At 47.0% G+C, this 21,177-nt stretch carries 20 protein-coding genes; 14 read left to right on the top strand and 6 right to left on the bottom strand.

The features are described 5' to 3' along the window. The first annotated feature begins 133 nt into the window (after positions 1–133). From ACO0K8_RS05130 to ACO0K8_RS05115, 4 genes are all read left to right on the top strand, one after another. Positions 134–1,603: an ATP-binding protein gene (locus tag ACO0K8_RS05130; protein WP_422945540.1), complete on the top strand. Its 1,470-nt coding sequence runs from the start codon at positions 134–136 to the stop codon at positions 1,601–1,603. 134 nt (positions 1,604–1,737) lie between these two features. After that, positions 1,738–2,202, top strand: coding sequence for a hypothetical protein (locus ACO0K8_RS05125; RefSeq protein WP_422945539.1), 465 nt, complete (start codon positions 1,738–1,740; stop codon positions 2,200–2,202). After that, positions 2,199–3,587 (top strand): sigma 54-interacting transcriptional regulator, encoded by a 1,389-nt coding sequence (locus ACO0K8_RS05120; protein WP_422945538.1) that lies wholly within the window; start codon positions 2,199–2,201, stop codon positions 3,585–3,587. Before ACO0K8_RS05125 ends, ACO0K8_RS05120 begins: the two co-directional genes overlap by 4 nt. Positions 3,588–3,816: 229 nt before the next feature. Then, positions 3,817–4,170 carry a BON domain-containing protein gene (locus ACO0K8_RS05115; protein ID WP_422945537.1) on the top strand — a complete coding sequence of 118 codons (354 nt, stop codon included), beginning with the start codon at positions 3,817–3,819 and terminating at the stop codon, positions 4,168–4,170. Positions 4,171–4,298: 128 nt separating this feature from the next. On the opposite strand, the gene ACO0K8_RS05110 is transcribed toward ACO0K8_RS05115, so the two are convergent. Continuing rightward, positions 4,299–5,339 (bottom strand): NADP-dependent oxidoreductase, encoded by a 1,041-nt coding sequence (locus ACO0K8_RS05110; RefSeq protein ID WP_422945536.1) that lies wholly within the window; start codon positions 5,337–5,339, stop codon positions 4,299–4,301. 188 nt (positions 5,340–5,527) lie between these two features. On the opposite strand from ACO0K8_RS05110, the gene purU reads away from it, so the two are divergent. Next, positions 5,528–6,397 (top strand): formyltetrahydrofolate deformylase, encoded by an 870-nt coding sequence (gene purU, locus ACO0K8_RS05105; protein WP_422945860.1) that lies wholly within the window; start codon positions 5,528–5,530, stop codon positions 6,395–6,397. Continuing rightward, a complete protein-coding gene (locus tag ACO0K8_RS05100) occupies positions 6,397–6,939 on the top strand; it encodes a YaeQ family protein (protein ID WP_422945535.1) in 543 nt (180 codons plus the stop codon). The genes purU and ACO0K8_RS05100 overlap by 1 nt, the downstream gene beginning before the upstream one ends. 64 nt (positions 6,940–7,003) lie before the next feature. Here the strand turns inward: ACO0K8_RS05100 and cysK are convergent, their stop codons facing one another. The 5 genes from cysK to ACO0K8_RS05075 all read right to left on the bottom strand — a co-directional run bounded on the left by cysK (position 7,004) and on the right by ACO0K8_RS05075 (position 11,488). Further along, a complete protein-coding gene (cysK, locus tag ACO0K8_RS05095; protein ID WP_422945534.1) occupies positions 7,004–7,978 on the bottom strand; it encodes a cysteine synthase A in 975 nt (324 codons plus the stop codon). Positions 7,979–8,412: 434 nt separating this feature from the next. Further along, positions 8,413–8,640 carry a hypothetical protein gene (locus ACO0K8_RS05090; RefSeq protein ID WP_422945533.1) on the bottom strand — a complete coding sequence of 76 codons (228 nt, stop codon included), beginning with the start codon at positions 8,638–8,640 and terminating at the stop codon, positions 8,413–8,415. Positions 8,641–8,933: 293 nt separating this feature from the next. Continuing rightward, on the bottom strand, positions 8,934–9,419 hold the full coding sequence (locus ACO0K8_RS05085) for a hypothetical protein (protein WP_422945531.1): 486 nt from the start codon (positions 9,417–9,419) through the stop codon (positions 8,934–8,936). 39 nt (positions 9,420–9,458) lie between these two features. After that, complete coding sequence (locus ACO0K8_RS05080) at positions 9,459–10,430, bottom strand: HpcH/HpaI aldolase/citrate lyase family protein (protein WP_422945859.1); 972 nt, start codon at positions 10,428–10,430, stop codon at positions 9,459–9,461. A gap of 68 nt (positions 10,431–10,498) precedes the next feature. After that, on the bottom strand, positions 10,499–11,488 hold the full coding sequence (locus ACO0K8_RS05075; RefSeq protein WP_422945530.1) for a malate dehydrogenase: 990 nt from the start codon (positions 11,486–11,488) through the stop codon (positions 10,499–10,501). Positions 11,489–11,920: 432 nt separating this feature from the next. Here ACO0K8_RS05075 and ACO0K8_RS05070 point away from each other — a divergent pair, with 432 nt between their 5' ends. The 8 genes from ACO0K8_RS05070 to ACO0K8_RS05035 all read left to right on the top strand — a co-directional run bounded on the left by ACO0K8_RS05070 (position 11,921) and on the right by ACO0K8_RS05035 (position 21,119). Next, positions 11,921–12,724, top strand: coding sequence for a GntR family transcriptional regulator (locus ACO0K8_RS05070; protein ID WP_422945529.1), 804 nt, complete (start codon positions 11,921–11,923; stop codon positions 12,722–12,724). 154 nt (positions 12,725–12,878) lie between these two features. Then, positions 12,879–13,292, top strand: a complete 414-nt coding sequence (gene sdhC / locus ACO0K8_RS05065) for a succinate dehydrogenase, cytochrome b556 subunit (RefSeq protein ID WP_422945528.1) — start codon at positions 12,879–12,881, stop codon at positions 13,290–13,292. Continuing rightward, entirely contained in the window at positions 13,289–13,660 is a 372-nt protein-coding gene (gene sdhD / locus ACO0K8_RS05060; RefSeq protein ID WP_422945527.1) for a succinate dehydrogenase, hydrophobic membrane anchor protein, read from the top strand. Before sdhC ends, sdhD begins: the two co-directional genes overlap by 4 nt. Positions 13,661–13,662: 2 nt before the next feature. Next, positions 13,663–15,438, top strand: a complete 1,776-nt coding sequence (sdhA, locus tag ACO0K8_RS05055; protein WP_422945526.1) for a succinate dehydrogenase flavoprotein subunit — start codon at positions 13,663–13,665, stop codon at positions 15,436–15,438. Between the two features lie 11 nt (positions 15,439–15,449). Then, complete coding sequence (locus tag ACO0K8_RS05050; RefSeq protein ID WP_422945525.1) at positions 15,450–16,160, top strand: succinate dehydrogenase iron-sulfur subunit; 711 nt, start codon at positions 15,450–15,452, stop codon at positions 16,158–16,160. 145 nt (positions 16,161–16,305) lie between these two features. Next, positions 16,306–16,611 (top strand): succinate dehydrogenase assembly factor 2, encoded by a 306-nt coding sequence (locus ACO0K8_RS05045; protein WP_422945524.1) that lies wholly within the window; start codon positions 16,306–16,308, stop codon positions 16,609–16,611. A 61-nt stretch (positions 16,612–16,672) separates the two neighbouring features. Beyond that, positions 16,673–17,977: a citrate synthase gene (gene gltA / locus ACO0K8_RS05040; RefSeq protein WP_422945523.1), complete on the top strand. Its 1,305-nt coding sequence runs from the start codon at positions 16,673–16,675 to the stop codon at positions 17,975–17,977. Between the two features lie 286 nt (positions 17,978–18,263). Continuing rightward, positions 18,264–21,119, top strand: coding sequence for a 2-oxoglutarate dehydrogenase E1 component (locus ACO0K8_RS05035; RefSeq protein WP_422945522.1), 2,856 nt, complete (start codon positions 18,264–18,266; stop codon positions 21,117–21,119). Positions 21,120–21,177: the final 58 nt, after the last annotated feature.

Genomic DNA, 21,177 nt, shown 5'->3' with positions numbered 1-21,177 from the left:
ATCTATTTATGCGCGCTAAAGTCGTGCATTATCAAGTCGCAGCTCTTGTATTGAGCCTCAATTTTCAATTTCTGCATAAAGCGAATATCATTTTTTTCTCAAATCAACCCACTTTTACCTGCGTACACTGAACATGCTTTCAGCATTGTCTTTTCGCCAGTTATTACTTGCCGGATTTTTATTCATTGCCATTCTTTTGAGTGGTATCTCAGTGCATACGCTGCTCACGCTGGAGCGTCTGACCAAGCAAAGTCGCTCCCTGGCACATCAAACAGTCCTGGTGACTGACGATACTCAAAGACTGGCTGAAAAAACCATCGCGATGGAACGTAGCGCACGCCAATATTTGGTATTGGACGACATCGCTTTTCGCGATATCTACCTGGCCGCCAGGCAGGATGCGCTACTTTCTTTAAGTGCACTCATTAAGGCATTACCGAGCTTGCCGACGCAAGCAGTTGCAGAGTGGACGCAGCAAAGCGAACTAATCTGGCAGACTCTGCTGCGGCGGCAGCTGGATAGGCCCATCACGGATTCCGATCAGAAGCTTATGTCTCGCGCGTTTGTCCGTCTGCCTGAAATTAATTATCAACTGGAAATCGCTGGCAAGCGCGAGATTGAACGTCGTAATGAACTCTCGTTGATTGAGCTGGAACGACAGCGTAGTTTGTTGATGAGCTTGGTAGTTGGAACGATGATCTTTGCGATACTGCTCGCGCTCATGTTCGGGTTATGGCTGTCGCGCCCGCTGGCGCAGATAGAGTTAGTGATAGGGCGGTTGGGTGAAAATAAATTCGATCAAATTATCGAGGTGAATGGGCCAGCTGACCTACGTAAGCTGGGCGAGCAACTAGACTGGTTGCGTCAACGTCTCGCTGATCTGGAAGCGGATAAGGCGCGTTTTTTACGCAACATCTCGCACGAGCTTAAAACACCTTTGGCGGCGTTACGCGAGGGCGTTGCGTTGCTTGAAGACGGAATCGCTGGTGAACTCTCCGATAAACAAAGTGAAATTGTCCGCATACTCAGCAAAAACACCGGTTCTTTGCAGGGCCAAATCGAGGATTTGCTGCGCTATAACGGCGCCGCCTTTGATGCTCAGCATCTGCAATTGAGCTCGGTCGACTTGAATCAGCTATTGCATGCGGTATGTGATGCACAGTGTTTGCAAATCGAGGCGCAATGCTTACAGCTAAGACTTCCGATTGAAAGCGGGACTTCTACACAGATGCTGATCGATGCGGAGAAAATAGCTGTGGTATTGGCGAATCTGCTGGCAAATGCAATACGCTTCAGTCCTCCTGGTGGACTGATTAGTTTTGTGATCGCCCATGCCGGAAAATATTGGCATATTGATTGTATAGACCAGGGCCCTGGCGTCGCCAGCGCAGATGCTGCACGTATCTTTGATCCTTTTTATCAAGGGGCAAGGCAGCCGACAGGTGCCCGCAGTGGCAATGGAATAGGCTTGGCTATCGTACTTGAATACATCACTGCTCACGGCGGTAATGTGCAGCTGTTGCCCGCTGAAGTGGGAGCCCATTTTCGCATTAAATTGCCCCAGTTATCTAATCCTCTATTCTCCAGGCCATCTATCTTATGAAGCGTCAAGCTCTGCATATTTTTATAGGCGTGATTTGCCTCTCCTTACTTGCGTGCACTACTCCTGCAACTATTCCAACATCTCTTCCAGATACTCCACTTATTGTCTCATCCTGCCAAACGGTCGCAAGCAGCATGGATGAAAATATTGAATTATTTTCTTATTATCAAAAAGTTCGTTTATTGCCGCAATCCGAGTTATCGAAAACTCTGCTTGAGCTAAATGGATTAAGCAAGAGCCCATATCGTGAGATGCAAAGAGCCATGCTGCTCAGTTTATTACATGGCAACGGCGATCTGACACGCGCCCAGCTTATCTTGGATGGCATTTTCAAATCTAACGATGCAGTAAACGACTATTTCAAGCCAGCGGCGTATTTTTTGAGCGCGCATAACGCAGAGTTACGTCGTTTCGACGAGGTGCTTGAAAAACAAAATCAGCAATTAAAGGACGCCCAGCGCCGGGCAGATCAACTTGCGCAAAAACTGGAAGACATAAAAACCATAGAGCGACAACTACCGTCCCGTCCGCGCAGTCCTATTGGCGGCAGTGCTGTACCAGTAATATCTAGCAGCTCCAGCAGCGAAATTAAGCCATGAGTACAAGTAAGATGTCAGCCCATATTTTATTGGTTGACGACGATCCTGATCTTTTATTGCTCATTTCTATGCGTCTTGGTGCTGCCGGTCATAGAGTGACAGCGGTCGGCAGTGCGGAAGCTGCCTTGAGCAGGCTAGCGATAGCGTTGCCTGATCTGGTGATTAGCGATGTGCGCTTGCCAGACCGAGACGGGATGGCCTTGTTTGATGAAATTCGTAGACAGTATTCCGCTCTTCCAGTGATCTTGATCACCGCGCACGGCACTATCCCAGATGCAGTTTTGGCCACGACACGTGGTGCCTATGCTTATCTTACCAAGCCGTTTGATGGTCATGTCTTACTCGAAAAAGTGGCGCATGCGCTAAGTTTAAGCAAACCATCGAATGCCGTTGCAACATTCGATGAGTCGTGGCGTGATGAACTTATCAGTCGTAGCCAACGTATGGCTGAAATGCTGGCTGAGGCAAAACTGGTGGCTGCCACAGATGCCAGCGTGCTGATACAGGGCGAAAGTGGTAGTGGTAAAGAATTGCTGGCACGGGCGATACATCGCGCCAGTCCAAGGTCAAAAGCGCCATTCATTGCGGTCAATTGTGGCGCGATTCCTGAGCAACTGCTCGAGTCCGAATTATTTGGACACGTCAAGGGTGCCTTTACTGGCGCACTTACCCATCGCAATGGCCTGTTTCAGTCAGCGCATGGGGGTACTCTTTTTCTCGATGAGATCGGTGATATGCCGCAACCCTTGCAAGTGAAATTATTGCGGGTGCTGCAGGAGCGTATGGTTAGGGCAGTGGGAGCAGATCATGCGACGGCAATAGACGTGCGGGTCTTGTCTGCTACTCACCGCGACCTTGACTTGGCAATGAGCGAAGGGCAGTTTCGTGAGGATCTCTATTACAGATTAAATGTGGTGAGTCTGTCTTTGCCTGCTCTGGCAGAGCGCCGCGAGGATATCAGTCTCTTAGCGAATCATTTTCGCCAGATTCTGGCCGAGAAATACAAAAAGACAATCAACGGGTTTGCACCGGATGCCTTGGTAGCCTTAACGACAGCGCGATGGCCCGGTAATGTTAGACAATTGCATAATGTTGTAGAACAGGTGTGCGCATTGGCTACCACGCCGTTAATTCCCTTGTCTCTGGTGCAACGGGCATTACGTGTGCCATCTTTGGAGGTGTTAAGTTATGCAGAGGCGAAACAAAGATTTGAGCGTGATTATTTAATCCAATTACTTAAACTTACCGATGGTAACGTTACAGATGCTGCAAGACTGGCGGATCGTAACCGAACAGAGTTTTATCGCTTGCTGCAAAAATATGATTTAACGCCCAACATGTTTCGCAGCCTCAATGAGTTTGTCGCCGATGAGCGACAGGATTAATCTTTTTAAAATCAATGGATTACAAATTTTTTTTGTAATCTCGGAGCTGAGTGTCGCTGTTCTCCGACACTAATTTTTTAAAGCGGCTGTATTTTTAGCGACTTTATGAAAAATGACGCTGCAAGCCATTGAAATATAAGGTTTAAATATGCTGGCATGGTCTGTGCAAAGGAAATCGGGGGAGCGCAAAATTTGTGTTGCCCTCCATTTGAAACTTAAAGGACTTAGCATGCAAATTCATAAAATTATCAACACCCTTGTAACTGGCTTATTGCTGTCCTTAGCTGTGGCATCTGTCTATGCTGCCGGACCAGGCGTCAATGTTACTGCCAATGCCCCAAGTTTAACTGAACAGGCTGCGGTAATTTTAGATGATTCGGTGATCACTGCGAAAGTGAAGGGGGCTTTGATCGTCGATCCGGAAGTCGCAGCGATGAAAATCAATGTGGTGACCAAACGGGGTGTAGTTGTTTTGACCGGTGACGTGCCAGATAATAATAAGGGGGATTACCTTATTAAATTAGTGGCGACTATTGAAGGGGTAAAAGTGGTTCAGAACCAATTACATGTGAAACCGGGTTAACGACTAAAACTAAAAATAAGATATTTTAGAAATTTTAATAGTCAGCAATAGTAACTGTGCAAGGATCAAAGAGAAAGACGCATTTACTCGGATTTTGCGTCTCTCTCATGGTGCCGTAGAGTTGAAGATTACTCTGGGCTGACTTGTAAAATTAGTTTGCCGAAATTTTTACCTTCAAATAGCATCAGCAAAGTTGCAGGGAAGTTTTCTATTCCTTGAACGATATCTTCGCGGGTTTGGAATTTTCCTTGTGCCATCCAACTACCCATCTCTTTCACCGCCTCAGGGTAGCGTGCGATGTAGTCAAAAACGACTATCCCTTCCATGCGCGCACGATTCACAAGTAGCGACAGATAATTGGCCGGCCCTTTGACCGGTGTTGTGTTGTTGTATTGTGAGATTGCGCCGCAAATAATGATGCGTGCCTTCATATTAATACGCGTCAATACCGTATCGAGAATCTCGCCGCCGACGTTATCAAAGTAGATGTCTACGCCATTTGGGCAATGTTCTTTTAAACCGTCTTTTACCGAACCGCTCTTGTAGTCGATGCAAGCATCAAAACCCAGTTCCTTCACCACAAAATCGCATTTCTCTTTACCGCCGGCAATGCCGACTACCCGGCAGCCTTTTTGTCTGGCGACCTGGCCCACGGTCTGGCCTACCGCACCTGCCGCTCCGGATACCACGACCGTCTCGCAAGCCTTGGGTAGTCCGACATCGAGTAAGCCGAAATAGGCAGTCATACCTGGCATGCCCAGCGCATTGAGGTATTTAGGTAGTGGGGCAAATTTGGGGTCGACTTTATAGAAACTGGCGCTCTTGTCATCGGCTGCGCCTAACCAAAATTTTTGCACGCCAATTCCGCCCGAAACATACTCGCCGACCGCAAATTTTGCCGATTTTGAGGCAATCACTTTACCGATACCGCCGGCACGCATCACTTCATTGATGGCGACTGGCCGGATGTACGATTTTCCTTCATTCATCCAACCGCGCATGGCAGGGTCGAGTGACAGGTAGATGGCCTGGACAATGATTTCGCCATCGGCGATATCACGTAGCGCTTCTGTACTAAAGGACCAATCGGTGTCTTTTGGCATACCGACAGGGCGTGCGGCGAGGCGGTATTGTTGATTGCTGAGTGCTGCAAGCGTGGCTGAAGTCATAGGTGTTGTCTCCGTTGGGCAAATCAAAATGATGGCGATTTAATCGCGCTTGATGAGTAAAACAGAATAACTATACATCAATTAGTACGGTCGTTCTTTTTAATTCTTTTATTTCAAAAAGACCATGATAGACCGAATTTTGTCTTGAACATGAGACAATGCGGGCTGAAAATTTTTATGCTTCCCACATCATGCATCCAGAATACATACTTACCCTGTCTTGCCCGGATCAACGCGGTATTGTGCACAATGTTTCCGGCTTTTTAGCTGGTCATGGCTGTAATATTATTGATTCCGCCCAGTTTGGCGACGCCCAATCCGCCTTGTTTTTTATGCGTGTGCATTTTTCGCTGGAAGATGCAGCGATTAGCGACGTCAGTTTGCGTGCTGATTTTGCCAGCATGGGTGAAACCATGCAAATGAATTGGCAGTTACACGATGCACGGCACAAGCCACGTATGGTCCTGATGGTCTCCAAGATCGGCCATTGTCTGAATGATCTGTTGTTTCGCTTTAAGAGTGGTTTGTTGCCGGTTGAAATCAAGGCGATTATTTCTAATCATACCGATTTTTATCAATTGGCAGCTAGCTACAATATTCCTTTTCATCACCTGCCTTTGGCCGTCGGTGCGTCGCCGGACGCCAAGCGTGTGCAAGAGCAAAAAGTACTCGATATCATAGAATCGAATCAGGTTGAACTGGTGGTCTTGGCACGCTATATGCAGATCCTGTCGCCAGAAATGTGTACGGCATTGACAGGCCGCGCTATCAATATCCATCATTCTTTTCTGCCTAGCTTTAAAGGCGCTAAGCCTTATTATCAAGCGCATGAGCGTGGCGTGAAACTGATAGGTGCAACCGCCCATTTCGTCACTGGAGATCTGGATGAAGGCCCGATTATTGAGCAAGATGTAGAGCGCGTCGACCATTCTATGGGGCCGGAAACCTTAACGGCAATAGGTCGCGATGTCGAGTGTGTGGTACTGGCACGCGCCGTCAAATGCTTTGTCGAGCATAGAATTTTGCTCAATGCTCATAAAACTGTGGTGTTCAAATAATGGCTCTCAAATCAACTATCTACAAGGCCGAGTTAAATATCTCGGATATGGATCGCGGATACTATGCCGATCATAGTCTGACCATTGCCCGTCATCCCTCCGAGACCGATGAGCGCATGATGATACGGGTCCTGGCATTTGCCATACATGCCAGTGAACGCCTGAGTTTTGGTCGCGGTATCTCGGATACCGAAGAGCCCGATTTTTGGCTGAAAGACTATACCGATGCGATTCAATTATGGGGGGAGGTTGGGCAACCGGAAGACCGCCGCCTGTTAAAAGCTTGCGGCAGGGCGGAGCAGGTCGTGGTGTACAGTTTTGCGCATGCCAGTTCTATCTGGTGGAAGGGTATCAATAGTCGCCTCGATAGAGCGAAAAATTTGCAAGTAAAGAATGTGGCGTCAGCGACCAGCCAAGAATTGGCCAAGATGGCGCAACGTAGTATGCAATTGCAATGCACGATACAAGACGGTCAGATCTGGATGTCGGCCGGTGACGAGTCGGTGCAGATCGATCTCGAAACCTTTAAAGATTTCGGCTAATTTTCGGTCAATATTCGTCAAATTGCATCGTCCGTCACTAGCTTACGGACGATGCAATTTTAACTTAGACGGCTACACCACTGGCATCGAACATGCCTTCAAATAAGATGGAGCTGAGGTAACGCTCACCAGAATCTGGCAAGATCACGACGATGGTTTTGCCCGCATGCTCAGGCAATTTCGCTAAGCGGACTGCTACAGCCACCGCGGCACCACAAGAGATTCCGCATAAAATACCTTCTTCTTTTGCCATCCTTTGTGCAAACAAGACGGCGTCTTCGTTACTGACTTGTTCGATTTGATCGATCAGTGACATATCCAGCACATCGGGCACAAAGCCAGCGCCTATCCCTTGAATTTTGTGTGGACCAGGTTGTAGTGTCAGGCCGGCACGTTTTTGTGTCAGTACCGGACTGGCACTAGGCTCTACCGCGACCGTCAGAATTTTCTTGCCTTTGCTTTGCTTTAAGTAGCGCGAGACGCCTGTGATGGTGCCGCCTGTGCCTACACCAGCAACAAAAATATCGACGCCGCCATCGGTGTCATCCCAAATTTCCGGACCTGTGGTTTTCTCATGGATGGCCGGATTCGCGGGATTTTTGAACTGTTGTAGCAGCACATAGCGCTCTGGTGCTGCAGCGACGATCTCTTCAGCTTTAGCGATGGCGCCATTCATGCCTTTTGCACCTTCCGTGAGGATTAATTTAGCGCCAAAAGCCACCAGAAGCTTGCGTCTTTCTATGCTCATGGTCTCGGGCATAGTTAAGGTCAGCGGGATGCCCTTGGCGGCCGCGACAAACGCCAGTGCTATTCCTGTGTTGCCACTGGTTGGCTCTATAATTTCTTTGCCAGGCCCCAGTAGGCCACGCTGTTCGGCGTCCGCTACCATCGCCGCACCTATCCTGCACTTGACCGAGTAAGCTGGGTTGCGTCCTTCTATCTTTGCCAGAATCGTTGCACCGGCACCATCGGTGATGCGATTGAGTCTGACTAGTGGTGTGCGGCCTATCGAGTCGGCATTATTCAAGTAGAGAGCCATATATTTCCTTTTGTGATTGAATGAATACGAAATAATTTGTATGAATTCGTATAAATTAATAGAGGTAAGGGCGTCATGACTTAGCGTAGCATGCCTTCACCATACGGGTGCATAGCCTAGTTTTTGAATGCGTAAGCATGTTTCGCTGTCTGAGTGATGAGCATATGCCAACTTTGCTTAAACTCAAAAGAAAATAAGCGCATATGGATATAACGTGGATATAGCGCTTAGCCTCAATCTATATCGATAGAAAATTTTTGAAGGTGCCGCCAGTGCGCACTGTTTATGCGGCTCTTCAAGGGGGATGCTCGCAAACCCGCATGGGGATTGCGGATTGAGCCTGTCGTTATTGTTATTGGCTAGCGATTGCTTTAACAATCACTAGCCAATAACGAGGAGGCAGAGATTGACGTGCTATGAATCGATCGCTTAGCTTATTTGCTAGCGCTGATTGCGGACGGATCAACCGCGGGGATTGCACTGGTGGTGGCAGCAGGTAGCGATGCGGATGCTTTTTCTGTAGCGGTAGCAGAGGCTGATTCGACATGTGCTTCGGTAGGGTTGCCACTTTCACCTTGCATATCAACCTTGTCGCCGGCTTTAAAGATGATGAAGAGCGCGAGCGCGGCGAAGAGAACAAATCCTACGGCAATTTTCCACATACTGACGTCCTTGATAAAGTTAAATTGTTGGCTTGTTGCACAATCTAGGTATTTCTTGAAAAGTGCAACAATAGAGTGAAGAATAGACCTGCTGGCTTACAGCTAGATTACAGCTGGAATGGTTTGCTAGCCTAGCCTGTTTTTCCTGGCAACAAAAAGAAAAAGGGTGAATTTCTAAAGAAATTCACCCTTTTAGGTTCGTCACTGTTACTTGATAAAGTGCTAAATGTTTTTAGTTATTTAAACCAAGTATAAAATCTTAGTATGAAAATCGTGCTCTCACGAACGGCAGTTTAGTTAATTCTTGGAATTGGCGCATCCGATACGTTGAGTGCCTCAGCCAAAGTAGGGTCGGTTGTTTTGCATTCGTTAGCGAGTTGCTGACCACGGCGTGAATCAAGTAACAAGCCTTTAGCCGGTATACCGATGAATACGAAGCCAGCCTTGGTGTTTTCAAAACGATTGGCACCAGTTGATGTTTCCATTCTTGTCATGCGATAGATGCGATGCTTCCAACGCATGCCTACATGTTGCTGGTCATCGACATTGGTGTACATCGTTAAAGTGTTGCCAAGTTCACATTTGTATTCAAACGATTTACTCATTTGTACGTTTGGCTCCGCCTCATCGTCATCAATCGCAGCCGGTGTCGCAGCCGGTTTAGTCGTTTTGGTCGATTTTGTTTTTGTTGGTGTTGGATTTGCCTGCGCCTGAGTTGCAATCGCCAGGATACTAGTGGCAAGTGTTGCAATGCTAATCAATTGTATAAATTTTTTCATGCTGTCTCCTAGATGCGGACCTTGTGTCAATGCCGCGATTTACAAAAAATGTTGTGCGTTTTCTGGCAAAGTTATTTGTGCCATTTGCGCTTTCTTCAAAAGCAACCAGTAATGCCGATAACTCGCTCTGTCATGCAAGCGGCCATTGATTTGTATCGGGCCCCATTGCTGCTGCTGTGCTGCTCCCAATATAGTTATCGCCTCGTTAATTTCCGCGCTTCTTGGTGAAAGTGCTTTAATGATAGGTTTGATTTGATTGGGATGTATGCTCCACATTCTGGTGTAGGCACACTCCATTATCGCACGTGTCGCATCACCTGAAACTATAGCGGAATCCTTGAATTCGGTTGTAACATTGTGTGACGGGGTTTTTCCGTAACGATGACAGGCGGCGGCGATTTCTAGCTTTGCGCGCATGATCAGCGGGTGCGTAAATTGGCCCGGCGAGCGCATTGCATTGGAGGGAATTGCGCCAAAATGCGATGAGACAAAATCCATGATGCCAAACGATAAACATTCGATCTGGGGCAGCGCTGCGATTTGGTGTACATCAGCGAGCGCACTATGGGTCTCAATGAGTACATGAATCGGAATGGATGGTCGGCCATGGCCTTGTGATAGCTGATTGATCTTTGCAATTGCTGCACTCACTTGCCTGGCATCCTCTACCTTTGGTAGTACCAAATAAGCGAGCTTATCAGCGGCTGCGCCTATGATAGTCGTAAGATCCTGCTCGAAAAATCTATTCTCAATATCATGTACGCGTACACCGATGCGCTGGAATTTATTTTCTTCGGAATTTAATAGGGTGGCAACTAGTTTGGCGTGTTCGGCTTCGTTGCCGGTCGCAGCGCCATCTTCGCAGTCAAAGGTGATATCGAAAATAGGGCCAAGCTCGGACTGTGTGAGCATGGATTTTCGCATCAGTTTTTCTGAGCCGGCATAGTGATCGCACACAGGCAAGAAGCTTGGTGGCAATTGATCTTGGAATAAAGCTTGGGAGGGATGTATCAAGATGGAGTATTCAAAAAAATAGGCGACATAAGCATGCTTGCATGCTTATGTCGCCTTGCAAGCTATTAGCCTACCAGATGTTTTACGCCATCACGCTCTTCTTGTAATTCTGCAAGAGTAACATTGATGCGTTCACGTGAAAATTCGTCGATTTCCAGACCTTGAATGATCGTGTATTCGCCGTTTTCTGTCGTCACCGGGAAACCAAACATGGTACCTTCTGGAATGCCGTAGGAACCATCCGACGGAATCCCCATTGTTGTCCATTTGCCGTTAGTGCCCAGTACCCAGTCGCGTACATGGTCAATTGCTGCGTTTGCAGCGGATGCAGCAGAAGACAGGCCGCGTGCTTCGATAATTGCCGCACCACGTTTACCTACTGTCGGCAAGAAAACGTCTTTATTCCAAACTTGATCATTGATCAAATCTTTAACTGATTGGCCGTCAGCAGTCGCGAAGCGATAGTCTGCATACATAGTTGGAGAATGATTTCCCCAAACACAGAGTTTTTCAATGGCTGCAACTGGTTTGCCAATTTTTGCTGCTACTTGTGATAGTGCGCGGTTATGGTCCAGGCGCAACATGGCAGTGAAGTTTTTCGCTGGCAGATTCGGTGCTGATTTCATTGCGATGTAAGCATTAGTATTAGCAGGATTTCCCACTACTAAGATTTTTACATTGCGTGACGCAACTGCATTGAGTGCCTTGCCTTGCACTGTGAAAATTTGTGCATTAGCTTCGAGCAAGTCTTTGCGTTCCATGCCTGGACCACGTGGGCGTGCGCCAACCAATAAAGCGACATCGATATCTTTAAAGGCAGTCATAGGATCGCTATGCGCTGTCATGCCAGCCAACAATGGGAATGCGCAGTCATCGATTTCCATCATGACGCCTTTAAGCGCTTTTTGCGCTTTTTCGTCAGGGATTTCCAGTAATTGTAAAATTACTGGCTGGTCTTTGCCTAGCATGTCGCCATTGGCGATGCGAAATAATAAGGAATAGCCAATTTGGCCAGCTGCGCCAGTTACAGCAACGCGCATAGGGGATTTTGCCATGATGAATCTCCGAAGTGGTGTGAAAGTGAGGTTGAAATCGGTATATCTGAATGCTTGAATTTTAAAGTAAAAAGACAAAATTCTGTTTTAAAAAATCGCGAAACCTGCAAACTCACCATCATACAGTTGAACGCAAATCAAGTCAGCCAAATTCAAGCTCTCTTATCGTTTTTAGATGATGAGGAGAGAGTTAAGCTTGGTTTTTTTTACGAAATATTTATGCTGACAAGAAGCGACGGAAGGTTGTGGAGCCTTAGCCTTTACTTTCTCCGTGCACAGGCTATAGTGTTTGATTGATACTCGCTATTTGTTCTTTTGATTTTAAGTTCGCTTGCTCTAAGTGTCAATCTATATCTTATGTCTTATATAAGACACATAACATAGCACTTTTCTCTGGACTTGCAGGTGTGTTCTGTGTTGAAATTGAGGCTTATGAATTCACCGCATCTCTCCGCTATTATCCAAAATCCTGGTTTGACCTCGTCAGCTACCGTTGGTGGTGGTGCCGCGTCGTTTGCATCGCCGACTTTCAGTCCCTTATATCAGCAAATTAAAGCCTTGATTACACAAAGTCTGCAATCTGGGGAATGGAAACCGGGGGAGTTGATTCCGAGTGAAAATGAATTGGCGCTTAGATTTAAAGTGAGTCAGGGCACGGTACGCAAGGCAATTGATGAAATGTCTGCAGATAATCTGGTGATTAGACGGCAAGGGAAGGGGACATTCGTTGCTACGCATCATGAGGCAAGATCGCAATTTCGTTTCTTGAGGTTGCTGCCCGATGAAGGGGTTCCGCATTACCCCGAAAATCGTATCGTCGAAGTGAAGCGTTTGCGTGCGCCAGCGGATGTTGCCCGTTTGCTTGATATTAAGTCAGGTGATTCGGTAGTGTTTCTGCGTAGGGTGCAATCCTTTTCCACTGTTCCTACTATTCTGGATGATCTTTGGCTGCCTGGCTCGATTTTTAAGGGTTTGACCGCGGAGCGCTTGAACGAATATAAGGGGCCTATGTACGGGCTCTTTGAAAGTGAATTCGGCACGCATATGATACGTGCCGCTGAGCAGATACGTGCGGTTTGTGCCGATGAATCTGCGGCGCAATTGCTCAATGTTAGTGTCGGCACTCCGCTGTTGAATGTAGAGCGGGTCTCATTTACGTATGGTGATAAACCGGTGGAGTTACGTAGAGGCTTGTATCTAACCAGTGCCCATCATTATCAGAATGAACTGAGCTAGGTTCAATATAAACATCAATAATCGGTGTTTTTCTAATTATTTGAGTGCAAGACGCCAGTATTTTGCAAATACCTTTCTTTTTTGTTGGTGCGATGCACCAAAATAGGTGAAAATTGTAAGGTTTTTGTACAGGCTATTAATGGGGAGATTATTTATGTCTGAAGTTGTAAAAAATAAGCCGCGCTTTGGCAAGATGCGTTTGATTGATGCGGTTGCTGGTGGTTATCGATTGCCATTGGCTGGTTTTGTTTCAATCTTGCATCGTGGAAGTGGCATGTTGATGTTTTTGTTGTTGCCATTTATTTTGTATTTGCTTGAAACTAGCTTGAGTTCTGAGAGTTCATTTGCCGTCCTTAAAGAGTTTACCTCTGGTGTTTTTGTGAAGTTGGTGATCTTGGCCTTGATATGGGCGTATTTGCATCATTTTAGTGCGGGTGTTCGGCACTTGCTGATGGACTTACATATGGGACTTGACAAAGATACTGCTCGTAAATCGGCTGTTGCCGTTTTGCTGCTTAGTTTGACTTTAACTGCGGTTGTTGCATTGAAATTGTTTGGAGTATTTTGATGGCAAATAATAATATTGGACCTAAACGTCTGGTGGTCGGTGCAAGCTATGGATTACGTGATTGGCTGGCTCAGCGCGTAACCGCGATCATTATGGCCATCTATACGATTATCTTGCTGGGCTTGTTTTTAAGCGGAAATAATTTCTCTTATGAAGGTTGGGCTGGGATTTTCGCCCAACAATGGTTCAAGCTCGCCACCTTTACTGTCTTCATGGCGTTGTTTTATCACGCCTGGGTTGGTATGCGTGATGTCTGGATGGATTATGTGACGCAGTCGGTGATTTTGCGTCTTGTGTTTCAGGTCGCCACTATCGTGTGGTTGGTCGCTAGTGCCGGATATGCGGCACAGATTTTGTGGAGAGTTTAACCGTGGCTGCAATCAAATCCGCCATTCCTTCCCGTCGTTTTGACGCTGTCATCATTGGAGCCGGTGGCTCCGGTATGCGCGCTTCCCTGCAATTGGCAGAGGCAGGGCTCAACGTCGCTGTTTTATCAAAAGTTTTCCCGACTCGTTCACATACAGTTGCAGCACAAGGTGGTATCGGTGCATCTCTGGGGAATATGTCTGAAGATAATTGGTTCTGGCACATGTTCGACACAGTTAAAGGTGGCGATTATCTTGGTGATCAGGATGCTATTGAGTTTATGTGTCGCGAAGCACCGAAAGTGGTTTATGAATTAGAACATTTCGGTATGCCTTTTGATCGTAATGCTGATGGCACGATTTATCAGCGTCCGTTTGGTGGGCATACCGCTAATTTTGGCGAGAAACCGGTTCAGCGCGCCTGTGCTGCAGCGGATCGCACTGGTCACGCTTTGTTGCATACTTTGTATCAGCGTAATGTTCGCGCTCGCACGCATTTTTATGTCGAGTGGATGGCGATTGATCTGATCCGCGATGCGGCTGGCGATGTACTGGGTGTCGTTGCTCTGGAGATGGAAACTGGCCAGGTAATGATGCTGGAGGCCAAGACTACCATTTTTGCAACTGGTGGTGCTGGACGTATTTTTGCGGCCTCAACTAATGCGTTTATCAATACTGGCGACGGCATGGGTATGGCAGCACGTGCTGGCTTGCCTTTGCAAGATATGGAATTCTGGCAATTCCATCCAACGGGTGTAGCCGGTGCTGGTGTGTTGATTACTGAAGGCGTGCGCGGTGAGGGCGGTATTCTGGTAAATAGCCAGGGTGAGCGCTTCATGGAGCGCTATGCGCCTACACTGAAAGATTTGGCACCTCGCGATTTCGTTTCTCGGTCTATGGATCAAGAAATTAAAGAGGGTCGTGGTTGTGGTCCTAACAAGGATCACGTGATGTTGGATCTGCGTCATATTGGTGCTGAGACAATTCAGAAACGTTTGCCTTCGATTTTGGAAATTGGCCATAAGTTTGCTAATGTCGATGCGACTAAAGAGCCGATTCCCGTCGTTCCAACTATCCATTATCAGATGGGTGGCATTCCGACGAATATCCATGGTCAAGTGGTCGCTCCAAAGAATGGCGCTAGTGAAGTTGTCAATGGTCTGTACGCAATTGGTGAATGTGCTTGTGTATCCGTCCATGGTGCCAATCGTCTAGGTACCAATTCCTTGCTCGATCTGTTAGTGTTTGGCCGTGCCGCTGGCAACCACGTGGTTGCAAGCAAACTTAAAGAACGCAGCAATAAAGACCTTCCTGCTGATGCGGCTGATCTGGCCATGTCACGCTTGGCTAAGTTGGAAACTAGTACCGGATCTGAGCGCGTTCAAGATGTTGCGAATGATATTCGTAGCACCATGCAAAAATATTGCGGTGTGTTCCGTACCGATGATTTATTGCAAGCAGGCTATAAAGAAATCATGGTGCTGGATGAGCGCCGTAAGCATGTTTCTTTTAAAGATAAATCTAAAGTATTTAATACTGCTCGTGTTGAAGCCTTGGAATTGGATAATCTGATCGAAACAGCAAAAGCTACGATAACATCGGCAAACGCACGTAAAGAGTCTCGTGGTGCGCACGCACATCGTGATTACGAGAAACGTGACGATGAAAACTGGATGAAACACACGCTTTGGTATTCCGAAGGCAATCGTCTGGATTATAAGCCGGTCATTACTAAGCCGCTGACAGTCGAAACCTTCAAGCCTAAAGCTCGTACTTTTTAAAGAGATACTCAATGGCACGTACATTAAAATTTCAAATCTATCGCTACGATCCGGACAAGGATGCTAAGCCTTACATGCAAGATCTGACAGTTGAATTGCAAGATACTGACAAGATGTTGCTCGATGCGCTGCAACGCATCAAGGCAGACGTGGACGACTCTCTGGCCTTGCGTCGCTCATGCCGCGAGGGCGTTTGCGGTTCTGATGCGATGAATATTAACGGTAAAAATGGCTTGGCTTGCACTACCAATTTGAATGAGCTTACTGAGCCTATCATTTTGCGTCCATTGCCAGGTTTGCCGGTGATCCGCGATCTGATCGTTGATATGACGCAGTTTTTCAAGCAATACAATTCGATCAAGCCTTACTTGATGAATGACACGATTCCGCCTGAAAAAGAGCGTTTGCAGTCACCGACCGAACGTGAAGAATTGGATGGTCTATATGAGTGCATCTTGTGCGCTTGTTGCTCGACTTCCTGTCCTTCATTCTGGTGGAATCCGGATAAGTTTGTAGGGCCTGCCGGGCTATTGCAAGCGTATCGCTTTATTGCGGATTCACGCGATCAGGCTACCGGTGATCGATTAGATAATCTCGAAGATCCATATCGCTTGTTCCGCTGCCACACGATCATGAATTGCGTCGATGTCTGTCCTAAGGGCTTGAATCCAACGCGCGCCATCGGCAAGATCAAGGAGTTGATGGTTAGGCGTGCGGTCTAAGTCTGACGTTTAGATTTGTTCTGTTGTCCCGTAATATAAGAGCGGTGCCCTATGGGCGCTGCCCTTATTTCAAGCAGTTTTTAAGTCTGCATCTGCGTATGAGTTTTGCATCGTACTGAGAGTTGCGTGAAATAAGAAGTATTGAATGAAAGTGTTTATGCCTGCATTTGTGTCTGAAATTATCGTGCAATCTCATCAGAGTGACCCAGCTAAACGTGCTCGACTACGCTGGCGTGCTCGCCGTGGCTTGCTTGAAAATGATTTGATTTTGACGCGCTTCCTTGATGCTAATGAAGAGGCCATGTCTGATGATGAGGTTGATGCCTTTAGTCGATTGATGGAATTGTCAGATAACACCTTAATGGATTTGTTGATGGCAAAAAAACAGCCTGAGGCAGAAGTTGATTTTCCTCATGTTCGTGCACTTTTAATTCGATTGCAACAAGCCTAAGCGTAATAAATTTTTTGTGTTTTTTTAATTAACGACTCACCTCTACATCGAAGGAAGAGCCATGACCAACTCTGAAATAAAAGCAACCTTATCTTTTTCCGATGGTTCTCCATCATTGGAAATGCCAATTTACAAAGGGACTGTCGGTCCTGACGTAATCGATATACGCAAATTGTATGCGACGACTGGCATGTTTACCTATGATCCTGGTTTTATGTCGACAGCGGCGTGTAACTCCTCGATTACTTATATTGATGGTGATAAAGGTGAATTGCTGTATCGTGGATATCCTATTGAGCAGTTGGCGGTGAATGGTGGTGACTTTTTGGAGACTTGCTATTTGTTACTGAATGGCGAATTACCAAATGCAGCAGAAAAAGAAAAATTTGTTGCCACAGTGACGAATCACACCATGGTTCATGAGCAAATGCAATTTTTCTTCCGCGGTTTCCGTCGCGATGCTCATCCTATGTCGGTGTTGGTCGGAACTGTTGGCGCCTTGGCGTCTTTCTACCATGATTCCTTGGACATCAACGATCCGCATCATCGTGAAGTTTCCGCAATTCGTCTGATCGCAAAAATGCCTACGCTGGTGGCGATGGCATATAAGTATTCAATTGGTCAACCTTTTGTTTATCCGCGCAACGATCTCTCATATAGCGCTAATTTTATGCATATGATGTTCTCGACACCATGTGCGCCATATAAAACCAATGAAGTCTTGGTGCGCGCACTTGATCGTATTTTGATCTTGCATGCAGATCACGAGCAAAATGCATCGACTTCGACGGTTCGCCTGGCTGGTTCCTCAGGCGCGAATCCCTTCGCATGTATCGCCGCTGGTATTGCTTGTTTGTGGGGGCCTGCGCATGGTGGTGCGAATGAAGCTGCCTTAAGTATGTTGGAAGAGATCGGTAGCGTAGATCACATCCCAGAGTTCATCAGACAGGTTAAAGACAAAAATTCTGGTGTGAAGTTAATGGGTTTTGGTCATCGTGTTTATAAAAACTACGATCCGCGCGCTAAGTTGATGCGTGAAACATGCTACGAAGTCTTGCAAGAACTTGGTTTGCAAGATGATCCTTTATTTAAACTTGCTATGGCATTGGAGAAAATTGCGTTGGAAGACGAATACTTCGTTTCTCGCAAACTCTACCCGAACGTTGATTTCTACTCTGGCATCGTGCAGCGCGCTCTGGGCATTCCAACTTCCTTGTTTACGGGTATCTTTGCCTTGGCACGTACCGTAGGTTGGATTGCACAATGGAAAGAAATGATTTCTGATCCGGAGCAAAAAATTGGACGTCCACGTCAGTTGTTCGTTGGTTCGCAAACACGTGAAGTGCAACCGATAGAAAAACGCTGATCGTTTTTCGAAAAGTGTGCAAAAAAGGCGAGTCTTAATGACTCGCTTTTTTTTATTGAATAAAGATGCTATGCTTCGGCTCGAAAGTGAAATTTTTGGATGTATTTTCATTTTTGCTTCAATCGGTGATTTTTTTCTGAAAAATAACAAGCGAAGCAAAAATGTCATGATTTTCAAATCAGCCCTTCCCCACAACTTGATGTGCAATCCGCTAACCGGTCAGGCCGTGTCGCGGAAGGTTAGATTAACCCGCTAATCTCGCAAAACGCGAAGAAAGGTGAGCAAGATGATGCAACAATTAAACGCTAACTCGTATTTGTTCGGCGGCAATGCGCCGTACGTAGAAGAACTATATGAGGCGTATCTCAATAATCCTGGGTCTGTGCCTGATAATTGGCGCGCCTATTTCGATGCAATGCAACATGTCCCTGCTGTTGACGGCTCTGCCCGTCCAGACGTAGCGCATGCACCTGTCATTGCGTCTTTTGCAGAGCGCGCCAAGCAAGGCCCAATGCGGACCGTGCTGGCAACTGCTGATGCTGATATGGGCCGCAAGCGTGTGGCTGCTCAGCAATTAATCGCTGCATATCGTTTCCTAGGTAGTCAATGGGCCAATCTAGATCCTTTGCAGCGTCAGGAACGTCCTAGTATCCCCGAATTGGAGCCGAGTTTTTATGGCTTTACCGATTCAGATATGGATATACAGTTTAATATCAGCAATACCTACTTTGGTGCTGAGACTTGCTCCTTGCGTGATTTGTTGAATTCCTTGCGTGATACCTATTGCCGTTCTATCGGCGCTGAGTTCATGTATATCAGCGATCCTACCGAAAAACGCTGGTTGCAACAAAAACTCGAATCTATCCGTTCGACCCCAAGTTTTACAGCTGACAAGAAGAAACATATTCTTGATCGTCTGACAGCTGCTGAAGGCCTGGAGCGCTACCTGCATACCCGTTATGTCGGTCAAAAACGTTTCTCGCTGGAAGGTAGTGAGAGCTTTATAGCCTCTATGGATGAAACCATACAACGTGCAGGTGAGCGCGGTGTAGAGGAAATCGTTATTGGTATGGCGCATCGTGGCCGCCTGAACGTATTGGTAAATACCCTCGGTAAAATGCCGCAAGACCTGTTTGCCGAATTTGAAGGCAAGCATGGCGATGACTTACCTTCTGGTGACGTTAAATACCACCAAGGTTTTTCATCGGACGTCTCTACTCCAGGCGGCCCGGTACATTTGTCACTTGCCTTTAATCCATCGCATCTGGAAATCGTGAACCCTGTCGTTGAGGGGTCTGTCAAGGCGCGTATGGAGCGTCGCGGAGATAAAGACGGTTCGCAAGTATTACCTATTTTAGTTCACGGTGACGCGGCTTTTGCAGGCCAGGGCGTGGTCATGGAAACGCTGAATCTGGCTCAGACTCGCGGTTACGGTACCGGCGGTACTATGCATATCGTGATCAATAATCAGATTGGTTTTACTACATCTGATCCACGCGATTCACGTTCTACTCTGTATTGCTCCGACGTCGTTAAGATGATCGAAGCACCGGTATTGCATGTCAATGGTGATGATCCTGAAGCGGTGGTTCTGGCGACGCAAATCGCCTTGGATTACCGTATGGAATTCAAAAAAGACGTGGTCGTTGATATCATTTGTTATCGTAAGTTGGGACACAATGAGCAAGATACGCCCGCTCTGACCCAGCCTTTGATGTACAAGAAAATTGGCCAGCATCCTGGGACTCGCAAATTGTATGCTGACAGATTGTCTGCTCAGGGAACAATTGCTGCTGACTCTGGCGATCAAATGGTGAAAGCCTTCCGTGATGCAATGGATGCTGGTAAACATACCCGCGATCCGGTCATTTCGAACTTTAAAAATAAGTATGCGGTTGACTGGATTCCTTTCCTGAACCGTAAATGGACCGATGCTGCCGACACTGCTGTGCCAATGACAGAGTTGAAGCGTCTGGCTCAGCGTATTACGGTGGTGCCGGAAGGCTTTAAACCGCATAGTCTGGTCGAAAAAGTCTTGGGTGACCGTGCAACTATGGGGCGCGGCGAGATGAATCTTGATTGGGGGATGGGCGAACATCTGGCCTATGCGTCTCTGGTTTCTTCTGGGTACGCAATCCGTTTGACTGGACAAGATGCTGGTCGCGGTACTTTCGTCCATCGCCATGCTGTATTGCATGATCAGAAACGCGAACGTTGGGATGCCGGTACATATATTCCTCTGCAAAATATTTCAGAGAAACAAGCTCCATTTACAGTCATTGACTCGGTTTTGTCCGAAGAGGCAGTATTGGCGTTTGAATACGGTTATTCCACGGCGGAGCCAAATACTTTGACAATCTGGGAAGCGCAATTCGGCGACTTTGCCAATGGTGCACAAGTGGTCATCGATCAATTCATTAGCTCTGGTGAAGTGAAGTGGGGCCGTGCTTCCGGTCTGGTGATGATGTTGCCACATGGTTATGAAGGCCAGGGCCCGGAACATTCTTCCGCGCGTCCAGAGCGGTTCTTGCAACTATGTGCCGACAACAATATGCAAGTTGTTCAGCCTACTACCGCCGCGCAGATTTTCCATCTGTTGCGTCGTCAGATGATACGGATGTTCCGTAAGCCTTTGGTCATCATGACACCAAAGTCTCTGCTAAGAAATAAGGATGCAGGTTCTGCTTTGTCAGAATTGGCTAAGGGTAGCTTCCATACTGTGATTGGTGAAGTCGACGAAAAAATCGATGCCAAGAAGGTTAAACGTGTCATTGCATGCTCAGGTAAAGTTTATTTTGATCTGGTCAATGCGCGTAAAGAGCGTGGCCTGACCGATGTAGCAATTATTCGTGTTGAACAGTTGTATCCGTTCCCACATAAGAGTTTTGCCGCCGAACTGAAGAAATTTCCTGACTTGTCGGAATTAGTCTGGACCCAAGATGAACCGCAGAATCAGGGACCATGGTTCCAGATTCAGCACAACATCTTTGAAAGTTTGGATGATGGGCAAAAACTTGCCTACGCTGGTCGCCCGGCAAGTGCGTCTCCTGCGGTCGGCTATTACGACAAGCACTATGCGCAACAAAAAGCATTGTTGGATACGGCTTTTTCTAAGCTCAAGGGTTATATCCTGACCAAGTAAAGACATGCGGCGCGGTAGAAGCTGCTGCGCCCAATAGAATCCGAAACGGAGAAAAAAC

Source organism: Undibacterium sp. Ren11W, from assembly GCF_049340485.1.
Classification (GTDB): domain Bacteria; phylum Pseudomonadota; class Gammaproteobacteria; order Burkholderiales; family Burkholderiaceae_D; genus Undibacterium.
This window is presented reverse-complemented; position numbering and strand designations above follow the sequence as displayed.

Coding starts and splice junctions, on each gene's coding strand:
- ACO0K8_RS05120 (WP_422945538.1), top strand. CDS start 2,199: ATGAGTACAAGTAAGATGTCAGCCCATATTTTATTGGTTGACGACGAT.
- ACO0K8_RS05130 (WP_422945540.1), top strand. CDS start 134: ATGCTTTCAGCATTGTCTTTTCGCCAGTTATTACTTGCCGGATTTTTA.
- ACO0K8_RS05085 (WP_422945531.1), bottom strand. CDS start 9,419: ATGAAAAAATTTATACAATTGATTAGCATTGCAACACTTGCCACTAGT.
- ACO0K8_RS05075 (WP_422945530.1), bottom strand. CDS start 11,488: ATGGCAAAATCCCCTATGCGCGTTGCTGTAACTGGCGCAGCTGGCCAA.
- cysK (WP_422945534.1), bottom strand. CDS start 7,978: ATGGCTCTCTACTTGAATAATGCCGACTCGATAGGCCGCACACCACTA.
- gltA (WP_422945523.1), top strand. CDS start 16,673: ATGACCAACTCTGAAATAAAAGCAACCTTATCTTTTTCCGATGGTTCT.
- ACO0K8_RS05100 (WP_422945535.1), top strand. CDS start 6,397: ATGGCTCTCAAATCAACTATCTACAAGGCCGAGTTAAATATCTCGGAT.
- ACO0K8_RS05050 (WP_422945525.1), top strand. CDS start 15,450: ATGGCACGTACATTAAAATTTCAAATCTATCGCTACGATCCGGACAAG.
- sdhC (WP_422945528.1), top strand. CDS start 12,879: ATGTCTGAAGTTGTAAAAAATAAGCCGCGCTTTGGCAAGATGCGTTTG.
- ACO0K8_RS05115 (WP_422945537.1), top strand. CDS start 3,817: ATGCAAATTCATAAAATTATCAACACCCTTGTAACTGGCTTATTGCTG.
- ACO0K8_RS05070 (WP_422945529.1), top strand. CDS start 11,921: ATGAATTCACCGCATCTCTCCGCTATTATCCAAAATCCTGGTTTGACC.
- ACO0K8_RS05035 (WP_422945522.1), top strand. CDS start 18,264: ATGATGCAACAATTAAACGCTAACTCGTATTTGTTCGGCGGCAATGCG.
- ACO0K8_RS05125 (WP_422945539.1), top strand. CDS start 1,738: ATGGATGAAAATATTGAATTATTTTCTTATTATCAAAAAGTTCGTTTA.
- ACO0K8_RS05045 (WP_422945524.1), top strand. CDS start 16,306: ATGAAAGTGTTTATGCCTGCATTTGTGTCTGAAATTATCGTGCAATCT.
- ACO0K8_RS05090 (WP_422945533.1), bottom strand. CDS start 8,640: ATGTGGAAAATTGCCGTAGGATTTGTTCTCTTCGCCGCGCTCGCGCTC.
- ACO0K8_RS05110 (WP_422945536.1), bottom strand. CDS start 5,339: ATGACTTCAGCCACGCTTGCAGCACTCAGCAATCAACAATACCGCCTC.